This window comes from Mangrovimonas sp. sgz306409 (genome assembly GCF_059735265.1).
Genome location: NZ_JCAPEU010000004.1, coordinates 214,942 through 230,724 on the forward strand (window position 1 = coordinate 214,942; position 15,783 = coordinate 230,724).

The 15,783-nt window shown below is 36.7% G+C and carries 15 protein-coding genes; 10 read left to right on the forward strand and 5 right to left on the reverse strand.

All coding sequences use genetic code 11. From position 1 onward, the window contains the following. Positions 1-5: 5 nt before the first annotated feature. The 5 genes from AC6I5C_RS08850 to porX form a co-directional block, all read right to left on the reverse strand. Positions 6-1,205, reverse strand: coding sequence for an alanine dehydrogenase (locus AC6I5C_RS08850; RefSeq protein ID WP_053977885.1), 1,200 nt, complete (start codon positions 1,203-1,205; stop codon positions 6-8). 60 nt (positions 1,206-1,265) lie between these two features. Continuing rightward, the gene (locus AC6I5C_RS08855; protein WP_497904839.1) at positions 1,266-1,499 is read right to left on the reverse strand and encodes a hypothetical protein; all 234 of its coding nucleotides are present in this window, start codon (positions 1,497-1,499) and stop codon (positions 1,266-1,268) included. Between the two features lie 262 nt (positions 1,500-1,761). Then, on the reverse strand, positions 1,762-1,905 hold the full coding sequence (locus tag AC6I5C_RS08860; protein WP_497904840.1) for a hypothetical protein: 144 nt from the start codon (positions 1,903-1,905) through the stop codon (positions 1,762-1,764). Positions 1,906-2,063: 158 nt separating this feature from the next. Then, on the reverse strand, positions 2,064-2,519 hold the full coding sequence (gene tsaE / locus AC6I5C_RS08865) for a tRNA (adenosine(37)-N6)-threonylcarbamoyltransferase complex ATPase subunit type 1 TsaE (protein ID WP_497904841.1): 456 nt from the start codon (positions 2,517-2,519) through the stop codon (positions 2,064-2,066). Positions 2,520-2,618: 99 nt separating this feature from the next. After that, positions 2,619-4,172, reverse strand: coding sequence for a T9SS response regulator signal transducer PorX (porX, locus tag AC6I5C_RS08870; protein WP_497904842.1), 1,554 nt, complete (start codon positions 4,170-4,172; stop codon positions 2,619-2,621). 204 nt (positions 4,173-4,376) lie between these two features. On the opposite strand from porX, the gene AC6I5C_RS08875 reads away from it, so the two are divergent. The 10 genes from AC6I5C_RS08875 to fabG all read left to right on the forward strand — a co-directional run bounded on the left by AC6I5C_RS08875 (position 4,377) and on the right by fabG (position 15,744). Then, positions 4,377-5,609 carry an HD domain-containing protein gene (locus AC6I5C_RS08875; RefSeq protein WP_497904843.1) on the forward strand — a complete coding sequence of 411 codons (1,233 nt, stop codon included), beginning with the start codon at positions 4,377-4,379 and terminating at the stop codon, positions 5,607-5,609. A gap of 25 nt (positions 5,610-5,634) precedes the next feature. After that, the gene (gene lpxD, locus AC6I5C_RS08880; protein ID WP_497904844.1) at positions 5,635-6,663 is read left to right on the forward strand and encodes a UDP-3-O-(3-hydroxymyristoyl)glucosamine N-acyltransferase; all 1,029 of its coding nucleotides are present in this window, start codon (positions 5,635-5,637) and stop codon (positions 6,661-6,663) included. Continuing rightward, on the forward strand, positions 6,650-8,056 hold the full coding sequence (locus tag AC6I5C_RS08885; protein WP_053977879.1) for a bifunctional UDP-3-O-[3-hydroxymyristoyl] N-acetylglucosamine deacetylase/3-hydroxyacyl-ACP dehydratase: 1,407 nt from the start codon (positions 6,650-6,652) through the stop codon (positions 8,054-8,056). Before lpxD (AC6I5C_RS08880) ends, AC6I5C_RS08885 begins: the two co-directional genes overlap by 14 nt. Positions 8,057-8,117: 61 nt before the next feature. After that, the gene (lpxA, locus tag AC6I5C_RS08890) at positions 8,118-8,903 is read left to right on the forward strand and encodes an acyl-ACP--UDP-N-acetylglucosamine O-acyltransferase (protein WP_053977878.1); all 786 of its coding nucleotides are present in this window, start codon (positions 8,118-8,120) and stop codon (positions 8,901-8,903) included. Positions 8,904-8,907: 4 nt separating this feature from the next. Further along, a complete protein-coding gene (efp, locus tag AC6I5C_RS08895) occupies positions 8,908-9,474 on the forward strand; it encodes an elongation factor P (protein ID WP_076663786.1) in 567 nt (188 codons plus the stop codon). A gap of 6 nt (positions 9,475-9,480) precedes the next feature. Further along, positions 9,481-10,422: a UDP-3-O-(3-hydroxymyristoyl)glucosamine N-acyltransferase gene (lpxD, locus tag AC6I5C_RS08900; protein ID WP_497904845.1), complete on the forward strand. Its 942-nt coding sequence runs from the start codon at positions 9,481-9,483 to the stop codon at positions 10,420-10,422. After that, entirely contained in the window at positions 10,419-10,826 is a 408-nt protein-coding gene (locus AC6I5C_RS08905) for a nuclear transport factor 2 family protein (protein WP_497904846.1), read from the forward strand. The genes lpxD (AC6I5C_RS08900) and AC6I5C_RS08905 overlap by 4 nt, the downstream gene beginning before the upstream one ends. 71 nt (positions 10,827-10,897) lie before the next feature. Further along, positions 10,898-11,770: a succinate--CoA ligase subunit alpha gene (gene sucD / locus AC6I5C_RS08910; RefSeq protein WP_053977874.1), complete on the forward strand. Its 873-nt coding sequence runs from the start codon at positions 10,898-10,900 to the stop codon at positions 11,768-11,770. Between the two features lie 107 nt (positions 11,771-11,877). Continuing rightward, complete coding sequence (locus AC6I5C_RS08915; RefSeq protein ID WP_497904847.1) at positions 11,878-14,847, forward strand: M16 family metallopeptidase; 2,970 nt, start codon at positions 11,878-11,880, stop codon at positions 14,845-14,847. A 150-nt stretch (positions 14,848-14,997) separates the two neighbouring features. Then, positions 14,998-15,744 carry a 3-oxoacyl-[acyl-carrier-protein] reductase gene (fabG, locus tag AC6I5C_RS08920; RefSeq protein ID WP_497904848.1) on the forward strand — a complete coding sequence of 249 codons (747 nt, stop codon included), beginning with the start codon at positions 14,998-15,000 and terminating at the stop codon, positions 15,742-15,744. The last annotated feature ends 39 nt before the right edge of the window (positions 15,745-15,783 follow it).

Below are 15,783 nucleotides of genomic sequence, written 5' to 3' on the forward strand. Positions count from 1 at the left end.
AATATTTAAAAAATTAGAAGATTTACATCACTGTAACTCAAACTGAACCAATCTGCAACAGATTTATTAGTTAGAATTCCGTGGTAAAAATACAACCCATTTTTTAAACCGCGATCATATCTGATGGCATCTTCAATGCCTCCATCTTCACCTATCTGCAATAAATAAGGTGTAAAGATGTTACTTATGGTCACAGAAGCCGATCTAGAATAGCGTGCGGGAATATTTGGAACACAATAATGAGTGACTCCATTGTAATCAAAAGTGGGCTTGTCGTGATTGGTGACTTCACTAGTCTCAAAACAACCGCCCATATCAATGCTCACATCAATAATTACGGAGCCAGACTTCATACAGCTCACCATATCTTCAGTAACAATTACGGGTGCTCTATTCGATCCTCTTACAGCACCAATAGCAATATCACATCGTTTTAAGGCCTTTATAAGATTTTTGGGTTGAATTGTAGATGTATAAATTGTTTGGCCCAAGTTAAATTGGACATTTCTTAGCTTGGAAATGGAGTTGTCGAACATCTTAACGTTTGCCCCCAAACCAATCGCTGAACGTGCCGCAAATTCACCCACTGTACCAGCTCCAATAATCACTACTTCTGTAGGAGGTACTCCAGTGATGTTACCAAACATCAAACCATTTCCTCCATTAATATTAGACAACAATTCTGAAGCAATTAAAATAGAAGCGGTTCCGGCAATTTCACTTAGGGATCTTACAACGGGGTACGCACCATCTTCGTCTTTAATAAATTCAAAAGCCAGAGCTGTAATTCGTTTGGCTGCTAGAGCTTCAAAATATTTCTTTTGTTGTGTTTTAAGCTGTAATGCTGAAATAAGTAATGTGTGGGGATTGATGAGCTTAATCTCATCAAGAGAAGGTGGTTCTACCTTTAAAATAATAGGATTTGCAAAAACTTTTGCGGTATCTCTGGTAACTTCAGCGCCTGCATCACTATAACTTTTGTCTCTAAAATTGGCTCCTTCCCCAGCGCCAGATTCCACCATTACTTTATGGCCATTTGAAACTAAGGCCGAAACGGCATCTGGTGTTAGACATACCCTTTTTTCTTGAAAATGGGTTTCTTTGGGAATTCCTATGAAAAGTTCACCTTTCTTTTTGTATACTTCTAAAGTCTCTTCTAGGGGTAAAAGCTGTGCCTTTGTAAAAGGAGATAAGGGTTTGCTCATTTAAGTCAAATTAAAAACTCAAATTACAAATAAATTTTTGATATAAAATTGGATTTAGTACTAAAAGTAATCTTTCAGTCTTTCCTTAAAATTTTTAGGAGCACTAATCTTAAATTCATCTTCCAATTCCTGCATGGTTTTATCAGCTTCATTAATTTTGTCAAACATCCTAGCTCTAATTAAATAAATGGAAGGAATGACAATAGCCATAACAGGCAGCATATAAATAAACTGAAATTCGTCCATAAATCTAGTTTCTGTACTATAGGTTACTATTATTTGAAAGATGTACATTATTATTGGAACTAATAAAGAATGGTACCACCAATGTTTACAAGTAAAAAACCAAATTAAAAGCAAAAGAAGAGGGATTAATTTACTAGTGAAAACCCACATGGCGTATTCAGCATCTTCCCAAAAATTACTGTCATATGTAAATAAAAAAGTGTTCCACACTTTTGTTTGTGGAACACTTTCATGTAAAGAATATAAAAAGGGCGTTAAAGCAATAATAGTAGCTATAATGCTTCCTGAAATTACCCTTCTTGTAACTTTCTTATCCGTTAGGAATAAGTGGTCTTGGTTTCTTCTCGATTTCAGTTTTAATTTGATCATTTAGGTCGATTAAATTTGTAGCCTGAGCTGCAAACAACACTCCACCAAAAATAGCAATCGCTAATACATACTTTTTAGTTTTCATAATTTCAAGGGATTTAATTAATTAATTTGATTCAAATTTATACGTAACAGCTTACAAAAACTGTTAAAGAAATGTTAAAATCTTTTTTATAAATCCCGAGTATGTTACGGTTTTTCCGTAGTCTTTAGCGATGGCAAGGTGGGAAAACACTTAAATTTTTACAAAAAATTTTGAGGCTTCATGTTGTCTTGTCCAGTTAGTTTTATGTTTTGTGTTAATTTCAAAGTTCTCTGGCCATTTTCATCAGTTACAATTTCTATACAAACGGCTTCTTCTGGCAATAATGATGGAATTTTTTCAGGCCATTCCATCAAAAGCCATTCATCACTGAATAGGTATTCTTCCAAACCAAAATTAAGAGCTTCTTCTTCATCTTCTATTCTGTAAAAGTCGAAATGATAGATACTGCCTTTTTCAAGTTTGTATTCATTAACAATTGAAAATGTAGGACTACTCACTGTATCGTTGCTGCCTAAAGCCTTTACCAAAGCTTTTATTAAAGTTGTTTTTCCAACACCCATGTCACCATAAAACAAAATGGTTTTTGAGTTGATTTCATTTAAAACCTTATTAGCAACGTTTTCAATATCATGTATTTGGTAGGCGATTTCCAATCAATATGTATTAAATAATTATAATTACAATAATAGGAATAAAAATATGAAATTCCTAAAAAAACAAGTATTTCGTCGGATATTTTTGTATTACATGGATTATTTTGGCTGTAGAACCACAAATGGGATAATCATTTCTTCCAATGAAATTCCCCCATGTTGATAGGTGTTACGGTAATAACTTACGTAATGATTATAATTATTTGGATACGCCAAAAACGCATCTCCCTTAGCAAAAATGAAAGAACTAGTCATATTTATAGAAGGTAGATTAACCGATTTAGGATCTTTAATTGCGTAAACATCCTTGTTTTCATAAGTCAAACTTCTACCTGTTTTGTATCTTAAATTCAAGCTTGTATCTCTATCACCAATAACTTTTGAAGGGTTTTTGACATTAATAGTGCCATGATCTGTGGTCAATATTAATTTAAATCCTAAAAGCTGAGCTTGCTGGATCATTTCCAAAAGTGGCGAGTTTTTAAACCAACTTTGTGTTAATGATCTGTAGGCTTTGTCGTTTGATGCCAATTCTTTTACTACTTCCATTTCCGTTTTGGAGTGGGAGAGCATGTCTACAAAATTATAGACCACTACCGTAAGATCATTATTTTTTAAAGCCTTAAAATTATCGACCAGTTTTTTTCCGGATTTAAGATTTGTGATTTTGTGATATTCGAATTTTAGGTCTCTAAGCCCCAATCGTTTCAACTGATGTTCCAAAAATTCTTCTTCATGCAAATTTTTACCACCTTCGTCAGTGTCATTTTTCCATAGATCTGGATGCAATTTTTCCATATCACCGGGCATTAATCCAGAGAAGATAGCATTCCTTGCATATTGTGTAGCTGTTGGTAGAATGCTGAAATACGGCTCCTCTGAAGCTTTTTTATAATAATTGCTTACAAATGGCTCGAAGGATTTCCATTGGTCATAACGTAAATTGTCAATAACCACCAATAACGTGGGCTGCTCTTTGCTCAGTTCTGGGACTACTTTTTCCTTAAATAGTCTATGCGACATAACCGGAGCATCTTCAACATCGTTAAACCAAGAAGCGTAATTCTTTTCTACAAATTTGCCAAATTGTAGGTTAGCTTCATTCTTTTGAGATTCCAATATTTCAGTCATTCCCACATCTTCAATATCCTCTAACTGTAGCTCCCAGTAAAGTAGTTTTTGGTAAAGATCTTCCCATTCTTCAAAACTGTTTACCATGGTTAAATCCATGGCAATCTTGCGAAACTCTTGTTGGTAATTGGAAGTGGTCTTTTCAGATATTAATCGCGAATGGTCCAAATTCTTCTTTAAACTCAGTAATATTTGATTCGGGTTCACGGGTTTTATTAAATAATCGGCAATTTTACTACCAATCGCTTCCTCCATAATATATTCCTCTTCACTCTTTGTAATCATTACCACAGGAAGATTTGCCCGTTTTTCCTTTATCTCTGTTAAAGTTTCCAAACCTGTAAGCCCTGGCATGTTTTCATCAAGAAAAACGATGTCAAAATTTGAGTTATTGATGACCTCAAGAGCTTCCGTACCACTTTGGCAAGTGGTTACATTATATTGTTTTTTCTCTAAAAATAGTATGTGAGGCTTAAGTAAGTCGATTTCATCATCAACCCAAAGAATATTTATTTGGTTCATATTTTGTTTATGTGTTTATTAACAGATTTAAGTGGCTGATTCTGTGTTGTTTAAGTGGTAAAAAAGCAATTGTGTATAAGTAATCATCCCGACATTCCACCGACAGATTCTTTTTTTTATTATAAATACGATAAAATACGGTAATTTTATATTCTTCATACTTGGTTCATGTATATTTGTTTAAATTAATGTAATAGCTCAAGTTTGGAAAATAAGGTAAACAAACTCAAAATATTTAACGACCCAATTTACGGATTTATTACTATTCCCAATTCGTTGATTTTTGATTTGATTGAACACAAGTATTTTCAGCGCCTAAGAAGAATTACACAAATGGGGATGTCCTATTTAGTATATCCAGGGGCACACCATACACGATTCCATCACGCTATTGGGTGTATGCATTTAATGCAAAAAGCCTTGAATGTACTAAGGTTTAAAGGCGTTGAGATTTCCGAAGAGGAAGAAAATGCGTTGTATATTGCCATTCTATTACACGATATTGGCCACGGGCCATTTTCGCATGCCATGGAACATAGTATTGTAAATGGAGTTTCCCACGAGGCCATTTCTCTCTTATTTATGGAGCGTCTGAATGAAGAATTTAACGGAAGTTTAACGCTTGCTCTAAACATTTTCAAAGGAAATTACCACCGTCAATTCATGTGCCAATTAATTTCGAGCCAATTGGATATGGATCGTTCAGATTACCTTAAACGAGACAGTTTTTATACAGGTGTTGCGGAAGGTAATGTGAATAGTGAGCGCTTAATTACCATGTTTAACGTGGTGAATGATCAATTGGTGGTAGAGGAGAAGGCCATTTACAGTGTAGAGAAGTTTTTGATTGCCCGTAGGTTCATGTATTGGCAGGTATATTTACATAAAACAGGATTGGTGGCTGAGCAATTGTTAACTCGTGTATTGAAGCGGGCTAAGGAACTTACTAGTTCTGGAATTTATTTGAACGCTAGCAAACCTCTTTCTTATTTCTTGGAACGTGAAGTAACCGTTGAAAATTTTAGTGAAGAGGATTTGGAATTGTTTTCTAGGTTGGATGATAACGACATTATCTCAGCAATGAAGGAATGGCAATATCATGATGACTTTGTGTTGAGTAATTTAAGCAGTATGATCATTAATAGAAGCCTCCTGAAAATAAAGTTGAAAGAGAAAAAAGTTAAACAAGACGAGATTGAAAAGCAATTACAGGTCTTGAGGGACATGTATGGAATTTCAGAATATGAGGCCTCATATTTTGTGTTTGCTGGAGATATTTCCAATCAAGCCTACAATCATAAGTATCAACCTATTCAAATTTTAAAGAAAACTGGCAAAATTGTAAAAATAGGAAAGGCTAGTGGTCAATTCCATATTAAAGCACTGTCCAAACCCGTGACTAAATATTATATATGTTATCCTAAAGATAAAATGTGATACATTTTTTCTATTTTTGCCACTGATGAAATTTACAGCAATACAAATAGCAGAAATTTTAGAGGGAGACGTCGTTGGAAATCCAGACGTAGAGGTCTATAAACTCTCTAAAATAGAGGAAGGAACGCAAGGTTCCCTTACCTTTTTGGCGAATCCAAAATACAAACCTTATATTTATTCAACACAGGCATCCATAACAATTGTTAACCATAATTTTGTTGTGGATGAACCTATCAATACGACTTTGATTAAAGTAGAGGATGCCTACAAATCGTTCTCTAAGTTGTTGGAATATTACAATCATATTAAATTAAACAAAAGCGGTATTGAACAACCATCTTTTGTATCGGAAACGGCTAAATATGGTGAAAATATTTATGTAGGTGCTTTTTCCTATCTTGGTGAAAATGTTAAGATTGGAGATAATGTGAAGATCTATCCAAGTGCTTATATTGGAGACAATGTAACTATTGGAGATAACACGATCGTATTTGCAGGAGCAAAGGTGTATTCAGACTGCGTGATTGGCAGTCATTGTGTGATAAATTCAGGGGCCATTATTGGCGCCGATGGTTTTGGATTTGCACCTAATGAAAATGGTGAATATTCCAAAGTTCCTCAAATAGGAAATGTAATCATTGAAGATTACGTAGATATTGGAGCTACAACCACTATTGACAGAGCAACTTTAGGCTCTACAATAATTAGAAAAGGGGTAAAGCTGGACAACCAAATCCAAATTGCCCATAACGTTGAAGTTGGAAAAAATACAGTGATTGCAGCTCAAACCGGAGTTGCAGGATCTACCAAAATAGGCCAAAATTGTCAGATTGGAGGACAGGTAGGAATTGCAGGCCATTTAAGCATTGGAAATAACGTTAAAATACAGGCACAATCTGGAATTGGAAGAAATATTAAGGATAATGAAGTGCTTCAGGGATCTCCAGCATTAGGCTACGGTGAGTATAACAAATCCTATGTGCACTTTAAAAATCTTCCAAAGATTGTAAAAGATATAAACGAAATCGAAAAAAAGGTAAATGGCAATAATTAAAACAGACATTAGACAAAAGACCATAGAAAAAGAAGTGTCTTTAACAGGTGTTGGATTGCACACGGGCAAGGATGTAACCCTTACGTTTAAACCTGCTCCAGTAAACAATGGGTTTACGTTTGAAAGAGTAGACTTGGAAGGAAATCCGGTTATTGAAGCTGACGTTACTTACGTTACGAATACACAAAGAGGGACCTGTCTAGAGAAAAATGGAGTTAAAATCCAAACTTCAGAGCACGTATTGGCGGCTTTGGTAGGCTTGGACTTGGACAATGTCACTATTGAATTGAACGCCTCAGAACCACCAATTATGGACGGTTCTTCTAAGTACTTTATAGAAGCTTTGGAAAAAGCGGGCATTGTAGAACAGGACGATTTTAGAGAAGAATACGTAGTTACTGAGATTGTTTCGTACACCGATGAAGAATCTGGTAGTGAAATTATCGTAATGCCTGCAAAGGAGTACCAAGTGACTACTATGGTTGATTTTGGAACCAAAGTATTGGGAACTCAAAATGCAACCCTCAACCATATTTCCGATTTTAAAGAAGAAATATCCGATTGTCGTACATTCAGCTTTTTGCATGAATTGGAAATGCTTTTGGACCATGGTTTAATCAAAGGCGGGGATTTGAACAACGCCATTGTATATGTTGACAAGGAATTGTCTCCACAAACATTGGAAAAGTTAAAAGTAGCCTTCGATAAAGATGATCTTACCATCAAGCCTAACGGCATCTTGAATAATTTAACCTTGAACCATCCAAACGAAGCCGCAAGACATAAGCTTTTGGATGTAATAGGGGATTTGGCTTTGGTAGGTACTCATATTAAAGGAAAAATCATCGCCAATAAGCCTGGACACTTTGTAAACACTCAGTTTGCTAAGCAAATGTCTAAACTCATAAAGAACGAAAGACGAAATAACGTTCCTACTATAGATTTAAATCAAACACCTTTAATGGATGTCAACCAAATTATGGCCATGTTGCCACATAGACAACCATTTTTGTTGATTGATAAAATCTTTGAATTGTCTGATAGCTGCGTGGTCGGTATGAAAAACGTGACTATGAACGAGCCGTTCTTTGCCGGACATTTCCCAGGAGCACCAGTAATGCCAGGAGTTCTAATTGTAGAGGCTATGGCACAAACGGGAGGTATTTTGGTCTTAAGCACCGTACCAGACCCAGAAAACTACTTGACATATTTCATGAAGATTGATAAAGTGAAATTCAAACACAAAGTAGTGCCAGGGGATACGCTTATTTTTAAATGTGACTTGATCACACCTATCAGAAGAGGCATCTGCCATATGCAGGGATATGCCTATGCAAACGGTAAACTATGTGCCGAAGCTGAATTGATGGCACAAATTTCGAAGATTAAATAATCTAAAATCTAGATTGAAAACTCAATTGGAAAATGGATTTTAAAACAATAAAAATCATAAAATGAACCAACCTTTAGCATATGTGCATCCTGGCGCCAAAATAGCCAAAAATGTGGTTATTGAGCCTTTTGCGACCATCCATAACAATGTTACTATTGGAGAAGGAACTTGGATTGGCAGTAATGTAACCATTATGGAAGGTGCTAGAATTGGCAAAAACTGTAATATTTTCCCAGGTGCCGTAATTTCTGCGGTTCCTCAGGATTTGAAATATAAAGATGAAGATACCCTTACCATTATTGGTGATAATGTTACCATTAGAGAATGTGTAACCATCAACAGAGGGACTTCAGATAGAATGAAAACGGTAGTTGGAAACAACTGTTTGATCATGGCATATTGCCACATTGCCCACGACTGTATCGTGGGAGACAACTGTATCTTCTCCAACAACTCTACTTTGGCAGGTCATATTACGGTTGGAGATTACGTGGTGTTGGCAGGAATGACTGCAGTACACCAATTTTGTTCTATTGGTAACCATGCCTTCGTAACCGGAGGATCTTTGGTAAGAAAAGATGTGCCTCCGTTTGTAAAAGCTGCAAGGGAGCCTCTTTCTTATGTTGGAATCAACTCTGTAGGATTGAGACGCAGAGGGTTTTCAACAGAAAAAATTAGGGAGGTACAGGACATCTACCGAATTTTATATCAAAAAAATTACAATAACACACAAGCTGCAGAAATCATCGAAGCAGAGATGGAGGCGACTCCAGAACGAGATGAGATACTTCAATTTATTAAGGATTCTCAGCGAGGAATAATGAAAGGATATTTTAAATCAAATTAAATTTATGGCAACTACATCAGATATCAGAAACGGATTATGTATCAGATATAATAACGATATATATAAAATCATTGAGTTTTTACACGTAAAACCAGGTAAAGGTCCAGCTTTCGTGAGAACCAAAATGAAAAGTGTAACTTCAGGAAAAGTGTTGGACAATACGTTTTCTGCTGGACACAAAATTGAAGATGTACGTGTTGAAACACACAAATTTCAATTTTTATACAACGATGGTGAGTACTACCACTTCATGAATACAGAGGATTATACACAAATTCAATTGAATGAAGGTGCTTTGGATAGACCTGATTTAATGAAAGAAGGAGAAGTAGTAACGGTAATCATCAACGCTGAAGATAACATGCCATTGTCAGTAGAAATGCCTGCTAGTGTTATCTTGGAAGTTACCCATACAGAACCAGGTGTTAAAGGAAACACAGCGACAAACGCGACTAAGCCTGCAACTGTAGAAACTGGTGCGGAAATCAATGTACCTTTGTTTATCAACGAAGGTGACAAGATTAAAATTGAGACTGAAAAAGGAACTTACAAAGAGCGTATTAAAGAATAGCTTTCATTGAAATTTCCAAAAACATACAAGCTTAAAGAAATCGCAGCCTTGATTGGCTGTGATTTTGTTGGTTCAGACGATTTTCCAGTTCTGGGGATGAATGAAATTCATGTTGTAGAACCAGGGGATATTGTGTTTGTGGACCATCCAAAATATTATGACAAGGCGCTGAACTCGGCCGCTACCACTGTCCTAATCAACAAAGAAGTGGAATGTCCTGAAGGAAAAGCACTTTTAGTAAGTGACGATCCATTTAGAGATTTCAACAAATTGACCCATCATTTTAAGCCTTTCCTAGCTTCCAATGTTGCCATTGCTCCAACAGCTAAAATAGGAGAGAATACTATTATTCAACCCAACTGCTTTATTGGGAACAATGTAACTATTGGTGACAACTGTATTATTCATTCCAATGTAAGTATTTATGATGATGCTGTGATTGGTAATAATGTAACCATTCATGCGGGAACGGTATTGGGAGCCAATGCCTTTTACTACAAAAAACGTCCGGAAGGTTTTGATCAATTGCTATCTGGAGGTCGTGTAGTAATCAAGGACAATGTAGATATCGGCGCTGCCTGTACTATTGACCGCGGCGTAACTGGCGATACCATCATTGGCGAAGGCTCCAAATTGGATAACCAGATTCAAATTGGTCATGATACAGTTGTTGGTAAAAAATGTTTGATTGCCTCCCAAGCGGGTATTGCCGGATGTGTGGTCATTGAGGATGAAGTAACCATTTGGGGACAAGTTGGAAGCACTAGTGGTATCACCATAGGTGAGAAGGCGGTAATCTTAGCGCAATCTGGGGTAAGCAAATCGTTAGAAGGGCATAAAACCTATTTTGGCTATCCTGCGGAAGAATCCAGACAAAAGTTGAAGGAAATGGCCATGATCAAGCAAATACCTAAAATTTTGGACGACATCAAAAACATAAAGCAATGACACCAAAAGAATTTGTAACTAGTTTTTATAATTCAGATTTCGGGAACGAAGCCTTTAATCCTTCGGAATTTTTTCATGAAGACTGTCAGTTAAACTGGAATAGCAGTACTGGTTTTAAGCAGTTAAACTATTCGGACATTGTCTTGTTGTTTAAAAACTTTGGTAAAGCCTACGCTTCGGCAAGAAATCAAGTCAGCCATATGCTTCAAGATGGTAACTTCATAACCATTCGTTATACCATGTATGTCCATCCAATTGAATCTCCCGATGAGGAAGAGCCTATGGCTCATTTCATAACTATTTGGGAGCTGAAAGATGGCAAACTTTACAGAGGCCACGAGATAAGCCAATTGGCCGATGAAAGCCATCCTAGTCTTAAATCATTTTTGGAAATAAAACTTTAAAAAAACTTTTAAATAGGTGTTAAAAGTTTACTTTTGTTCGAACTTAATTAAAAATAAAAAACTAAATATAAATGAGTGTTTTAGTAAATAAAGATTCAAAAATCATTGTTCAAGGGTTTACCGGTAGTGAAGGTACTTTTCACGCAGGACAAATGATTGAATATGGAACAAATGTAGTAGGAGGTGTAACTCCAGGAAAAGGTGGTCAAACACACTTGGACAAGCCTGTTTTCAATACAGTTGCAGAGGCTGTTAAGGAAGTAGGAGCAGATACTACCATCATTTTCGTTCCACCAGCATTTGCAGCAGACGCCATTATGGAAGCCGCTGATGCCGGGATTAAAGTGATCATTACAATTACTGAAGGAATTCCTGTTGCAGACATGATTTTGGCTGCAGATTATATTAAAGATAAAGATTGTAGATTAATAGGACCTAACTGTCCAGGAATCATCACTCCAGGTGAGGCAAAAGTTGGTATCATGCCAGGTTTTGTATTCAAAAAAGGAAAAGTTGGTATCGTTTCTAAATCTGGAACGTTGACTTATGAAGCAGCTGACCAAGTTGTAAAACAAGGTTTAGGAATTACTACTGCAATTGGTATTGGAGGAGATCCAATTATAGGAACTACTACAAAGGAAGCTGTTGAACTTTTGATCAATGATCCAGAAACTGAAGCCGTTGTAATGATTGGTGAAATTGGAGGGCAATTGGAAGCAGATGCTGCAAACTGGTACAAAGCTAGTGGAAGCAAAAAACCTGTTGTAGGATTCATTGCTGGAGAAACTGCTCCTGCTGGACGTACTATGGGTCACGCTGGTGCCATTGTTGGGGGAAGCGATGATACGGCGCAGGCTAAAAAGAAAATCATGAGAGAATGTGGCATCCATGTTGTGGATTCACCGGCAGAAATTGGTAAAAAAGTAGCCGAAGTTTTAGCATAAAAACTGTTAAAATAAATATAAAACAAACTCGTTATCATTCCGTTGGCTTATTTTAGTCAACGGAATTTTTTTTTTTTTATATCACCAATACTAATCAAATCAAAAGCATGAGAAAATTTAATCCTCTTTACCTTTTGGTCTTCTTTCTGCTGGCGTATAGCTGTAAGACGGACAAGGAATCAGAAGTGGCTTATGCCATCGAAACCCACAGTGACCCTAGCGGTTTAACCTATGAAACCGTAGCTAATGACCCAACAGGTTTACGACTTTACACTTTGGAAAATGGGCTAAAGGTTTATTTAAGTAAAAACAACGACGAGCCTAAAATCCAAACTTATATTGCTGTAAGAGCCGGGTCTAATTATGACCCAAAAGAATCTACTGGTCTCGCACACTATTTGGAGCACATGGTATTTAAAGGTACCGACCAAATAAGTTCCTTAGACTGGGAGAAGGAGAAAGTGTATTTGGAGCAAATTTCCGATTTATACGAACAACACAGAGCAGAAACCGATCCTGAAAAGAAAAAGGAAATCTATAAAAAGATAGACGAAGTTTCTTTGGAAGCTTCCAACTATTGTGTTGCTAACGAGTATGACAAAATGGTAAGTTCTTTAGGGGCTACGGGAACCAATGCACATACTTGGTTTGAAGAAACTGTTTATAAAAACATGATTCCTGCCAATGAATTGGATAAGTGGTTAGCCTTAGAAAGTGAGCGTTTTAGCCAATTGGTTCTACGTTTGTTTCACACGGAATTGGAAGCTGTGTTTGAAGAATTCAACAGAGGCCAGGATAGCGATTTTAGAAAATCTTATTTCGCTATGTTGGATGGTCTGTTTCCAAACCACCCATACGGACAACAAACAACTATCGGTACAGGAGAGCACTTAAAAAATCCTTCCATGGTAGATATCCACAATTATTTCAATAAATACTATGTGCCTAACAATATGGCGGTAGTGTTGGTTGGAGATTTGGATTTTGATGCTACAATTAAAAAAGTAAATGAAACTTTTGGTAAAATGGAGCGTAAGGAAGTCGTACACCCAGAATTGCCAAAAGAAGAGCCTATTGCTGCACCTGTGGTAAAAGAGGTATTCGGGCCACAATCTGAGAGTATTTCAATTGCTTTCCGTTCAAAAGGAGTGAATACTGAAGAAGAGAAATTAGTCACTTTATGTGATATGATTTTAGCCAACGGAAACGCAGGTCTTATCGACTTAAACCTGAACCAACAACAAGTTGTACAATATGCCGGTTGTAGCCCAACCTTCTTGAATGACTATGGATACCATGTGTTCAACGGTAGTCCAAAGGCAGGGCAATCTTTGGATGAAGTGAAAGAGTTGCTATTGGCGCAAATTGAAAAATTAAAAAAAGGAGAGTTTGAAGATTGGATGATCGATGCTGTTGTAAACGACCTTAAGTTAAATCAGACACAACAATACGAAAACAGTACTGCTTTGGCCTCTATGTACTACAATGCCTTTATTCACCATGAAAATTGGCAAGATAAAGTGAAATTCTTGGAGGATTTAAAAGGCTACACTAAACAACAAGTTGTAGACTTCGCCAATCAGTTTTATAAAGACAATTATGTAGTGACCTATAAGCGTCAAGGTGAAGATAGCTCTATTGTAAAGGTTGAGAACCCAGGAATTACACCTGTAAACCTTAACAGAGACAAGAGCTCTGAATATTTAATCAACTTCAACAAAATCGAGCCACAGCCATTGCAGCCTTTGTTCGTGGATTATAATAAAGCTATAAAAGAAGTGTCTACTTCAAATGGCCTAAAAGTGTCCTACATCGAGAATGAATTGAACGATTTATTCAACCTAAACATCATTTTTGATATGGGGAGCGACAATGATAAAAAACTAGGATTAGCCGTTGGATATTTGGAATATTTGGGAACTGACACCTATTCTGCAGAAGACCTTAAAAAGGAGTTCTATAAGTTGGGAATCAATTACTATGTGAGTACTGGTTATGACAAATCTTATGTGGGATTGAGCGGTTTGAAAGAAAACCTACCTAAAGGATTGGAGTTGTTGGAAAATTTATGGAGCAATGCGGTAGCTGACCAAGAATCTTACGACAAGTATGTGGATAAAATCCTTAAGGGAAGAGAAGATGGTAAAACCCAAAAAGGGAATATCCTTCAAAACGGCTTGATGAACTACGGAAAATATGGAGAAAACTCCCGTTTAAGAAACATCATGCAGGCCGAGGAGTTGAAAGCTCAAGATCCTAATGAATTGGTGGAATTGGTAAAAGATTTGAGAAACTTTAACCAACGTATTTTCTACTACGGGAAAGATGTGGATGCAGCAGTAGCGGCACTTAACAGCTATCATACCATTCCTTCCGAATTGAAGGATTACCCTGAAGAAACTACCTATATCGAACAAGAAACAGGAGGAAACGTATACTTTGTTGATTTTGATATGGTACAATCTGAAATGTTATTCTTAGCAAAAGGAGCACCTTTCAAGCCAGAAAACATGGCGGCTTCAACATTGTTCAATTCATATTTTGGAAGTGGATTGTCTTCTATTGTTTTCCAAGAAATAAGAGAATCTAAGTCTTTGGCTTACTCGGCTTGGGCAAATTACAGCGATGCTTCTGAAAAAGACAAGTCCAACTATGTAAGAGCTTACATTGGGACTCAAGCCAACAAAATGCCACAAGCTGTAGATGCCATGATGGAATTGATGACCAACATGCCAGAAGCAGAAGAGCAATTTAATGCGGCAAAAGAAGCTGCCTTAAAGAAAATAGCTGCTGATCGTATCACCAAATCCAGCATTTTCTGGAATTATGAGCGTTTGAAGAAAAGAGGCATCGATTATGATAACAGAGAGGAAATATACAATTCTATCCAAACCATGACTATGGAGGATTTACGTAAGTTCTTCAACGAAAACATCAAAGGAGAAAACTATAACGTTATGGTAATTGGTAACAAAAAAGACATCGATTTTAAAGCCCTGTCCAAATTGGGAGAAGTGCAGGAAATGGACATCGATTACCTATTCAATTACGAAAAACCAGAAGAAGTTAAGTTGTAATAACGACAACTCACTGTTTAAAAACCTCACAACAATTTGTGAGGTTTTTTTATTTCTTGCAACTTGTAATTGCTATATTTGACATTAATAAAATAGTGTAAACAATTATTGCTGGTTAGAAATAATTAGCAACCAATCGTGAAAATAGAAATGAAATTACTAGAAGGAAAAACAGCCATTATTACAGGGGCTAGCCGAGGAATAGGAAAAGGAATTGCCGAAATATTCGCGCAACAAGGTGCAAACGTTGCATTTACTTATAGTTCTTCTGTAGAGGCTGCCAACGCTTTGGAAGAAGAATTGATCGCAATGGGCGTAAAAGCCAAAGGTTACCAAAGCAACGCTGCCGATTTTAACCAAGCACAGGAATTGGTGGATGACGTAGTTAAAGAATTTGGAAGCATCGATATTTTGGTGAACAATGCAGGGATTACCAAGGACAACTTGTTAATGCGTATTAGCGAAGAAGACTTTGATAAAGTAATAGAAGTGAACCTTAAGTCCGTATTCAACATGACCAAGGCGGTACAACGCACTATGTTGAAACAACGCCATGGGTCTATCATCAATATGAGTTCTGTTGTAGGTGTTAAAGGAAATGCGGGACAAACCAATTATGCGGCTTCAAAGGCCGGAATCATTGGATTCTCTAAATCTGTAGCCTTGGAATTGGGGTCTAGAAACATTAGATGTAATGTGGTGGCTCCTGGGTTCATCGAAACCGAAATGACTGCCAAATTGGATGAAAACACAGTGAAAGGTTGGAGAGATGCTATTCCTTTAAAACGAGGAGGTACTCCAGAAGATATCGCCAATGTATGTGTGTTCTTAGCTAGCGACATGAGTGCTTATGTTACAGGACAAACACTTCACGTGGATGGTGGAATGCTAACCTAGGAGTTAGTGTTTCTACACAACCTTTAAACACATCAATCA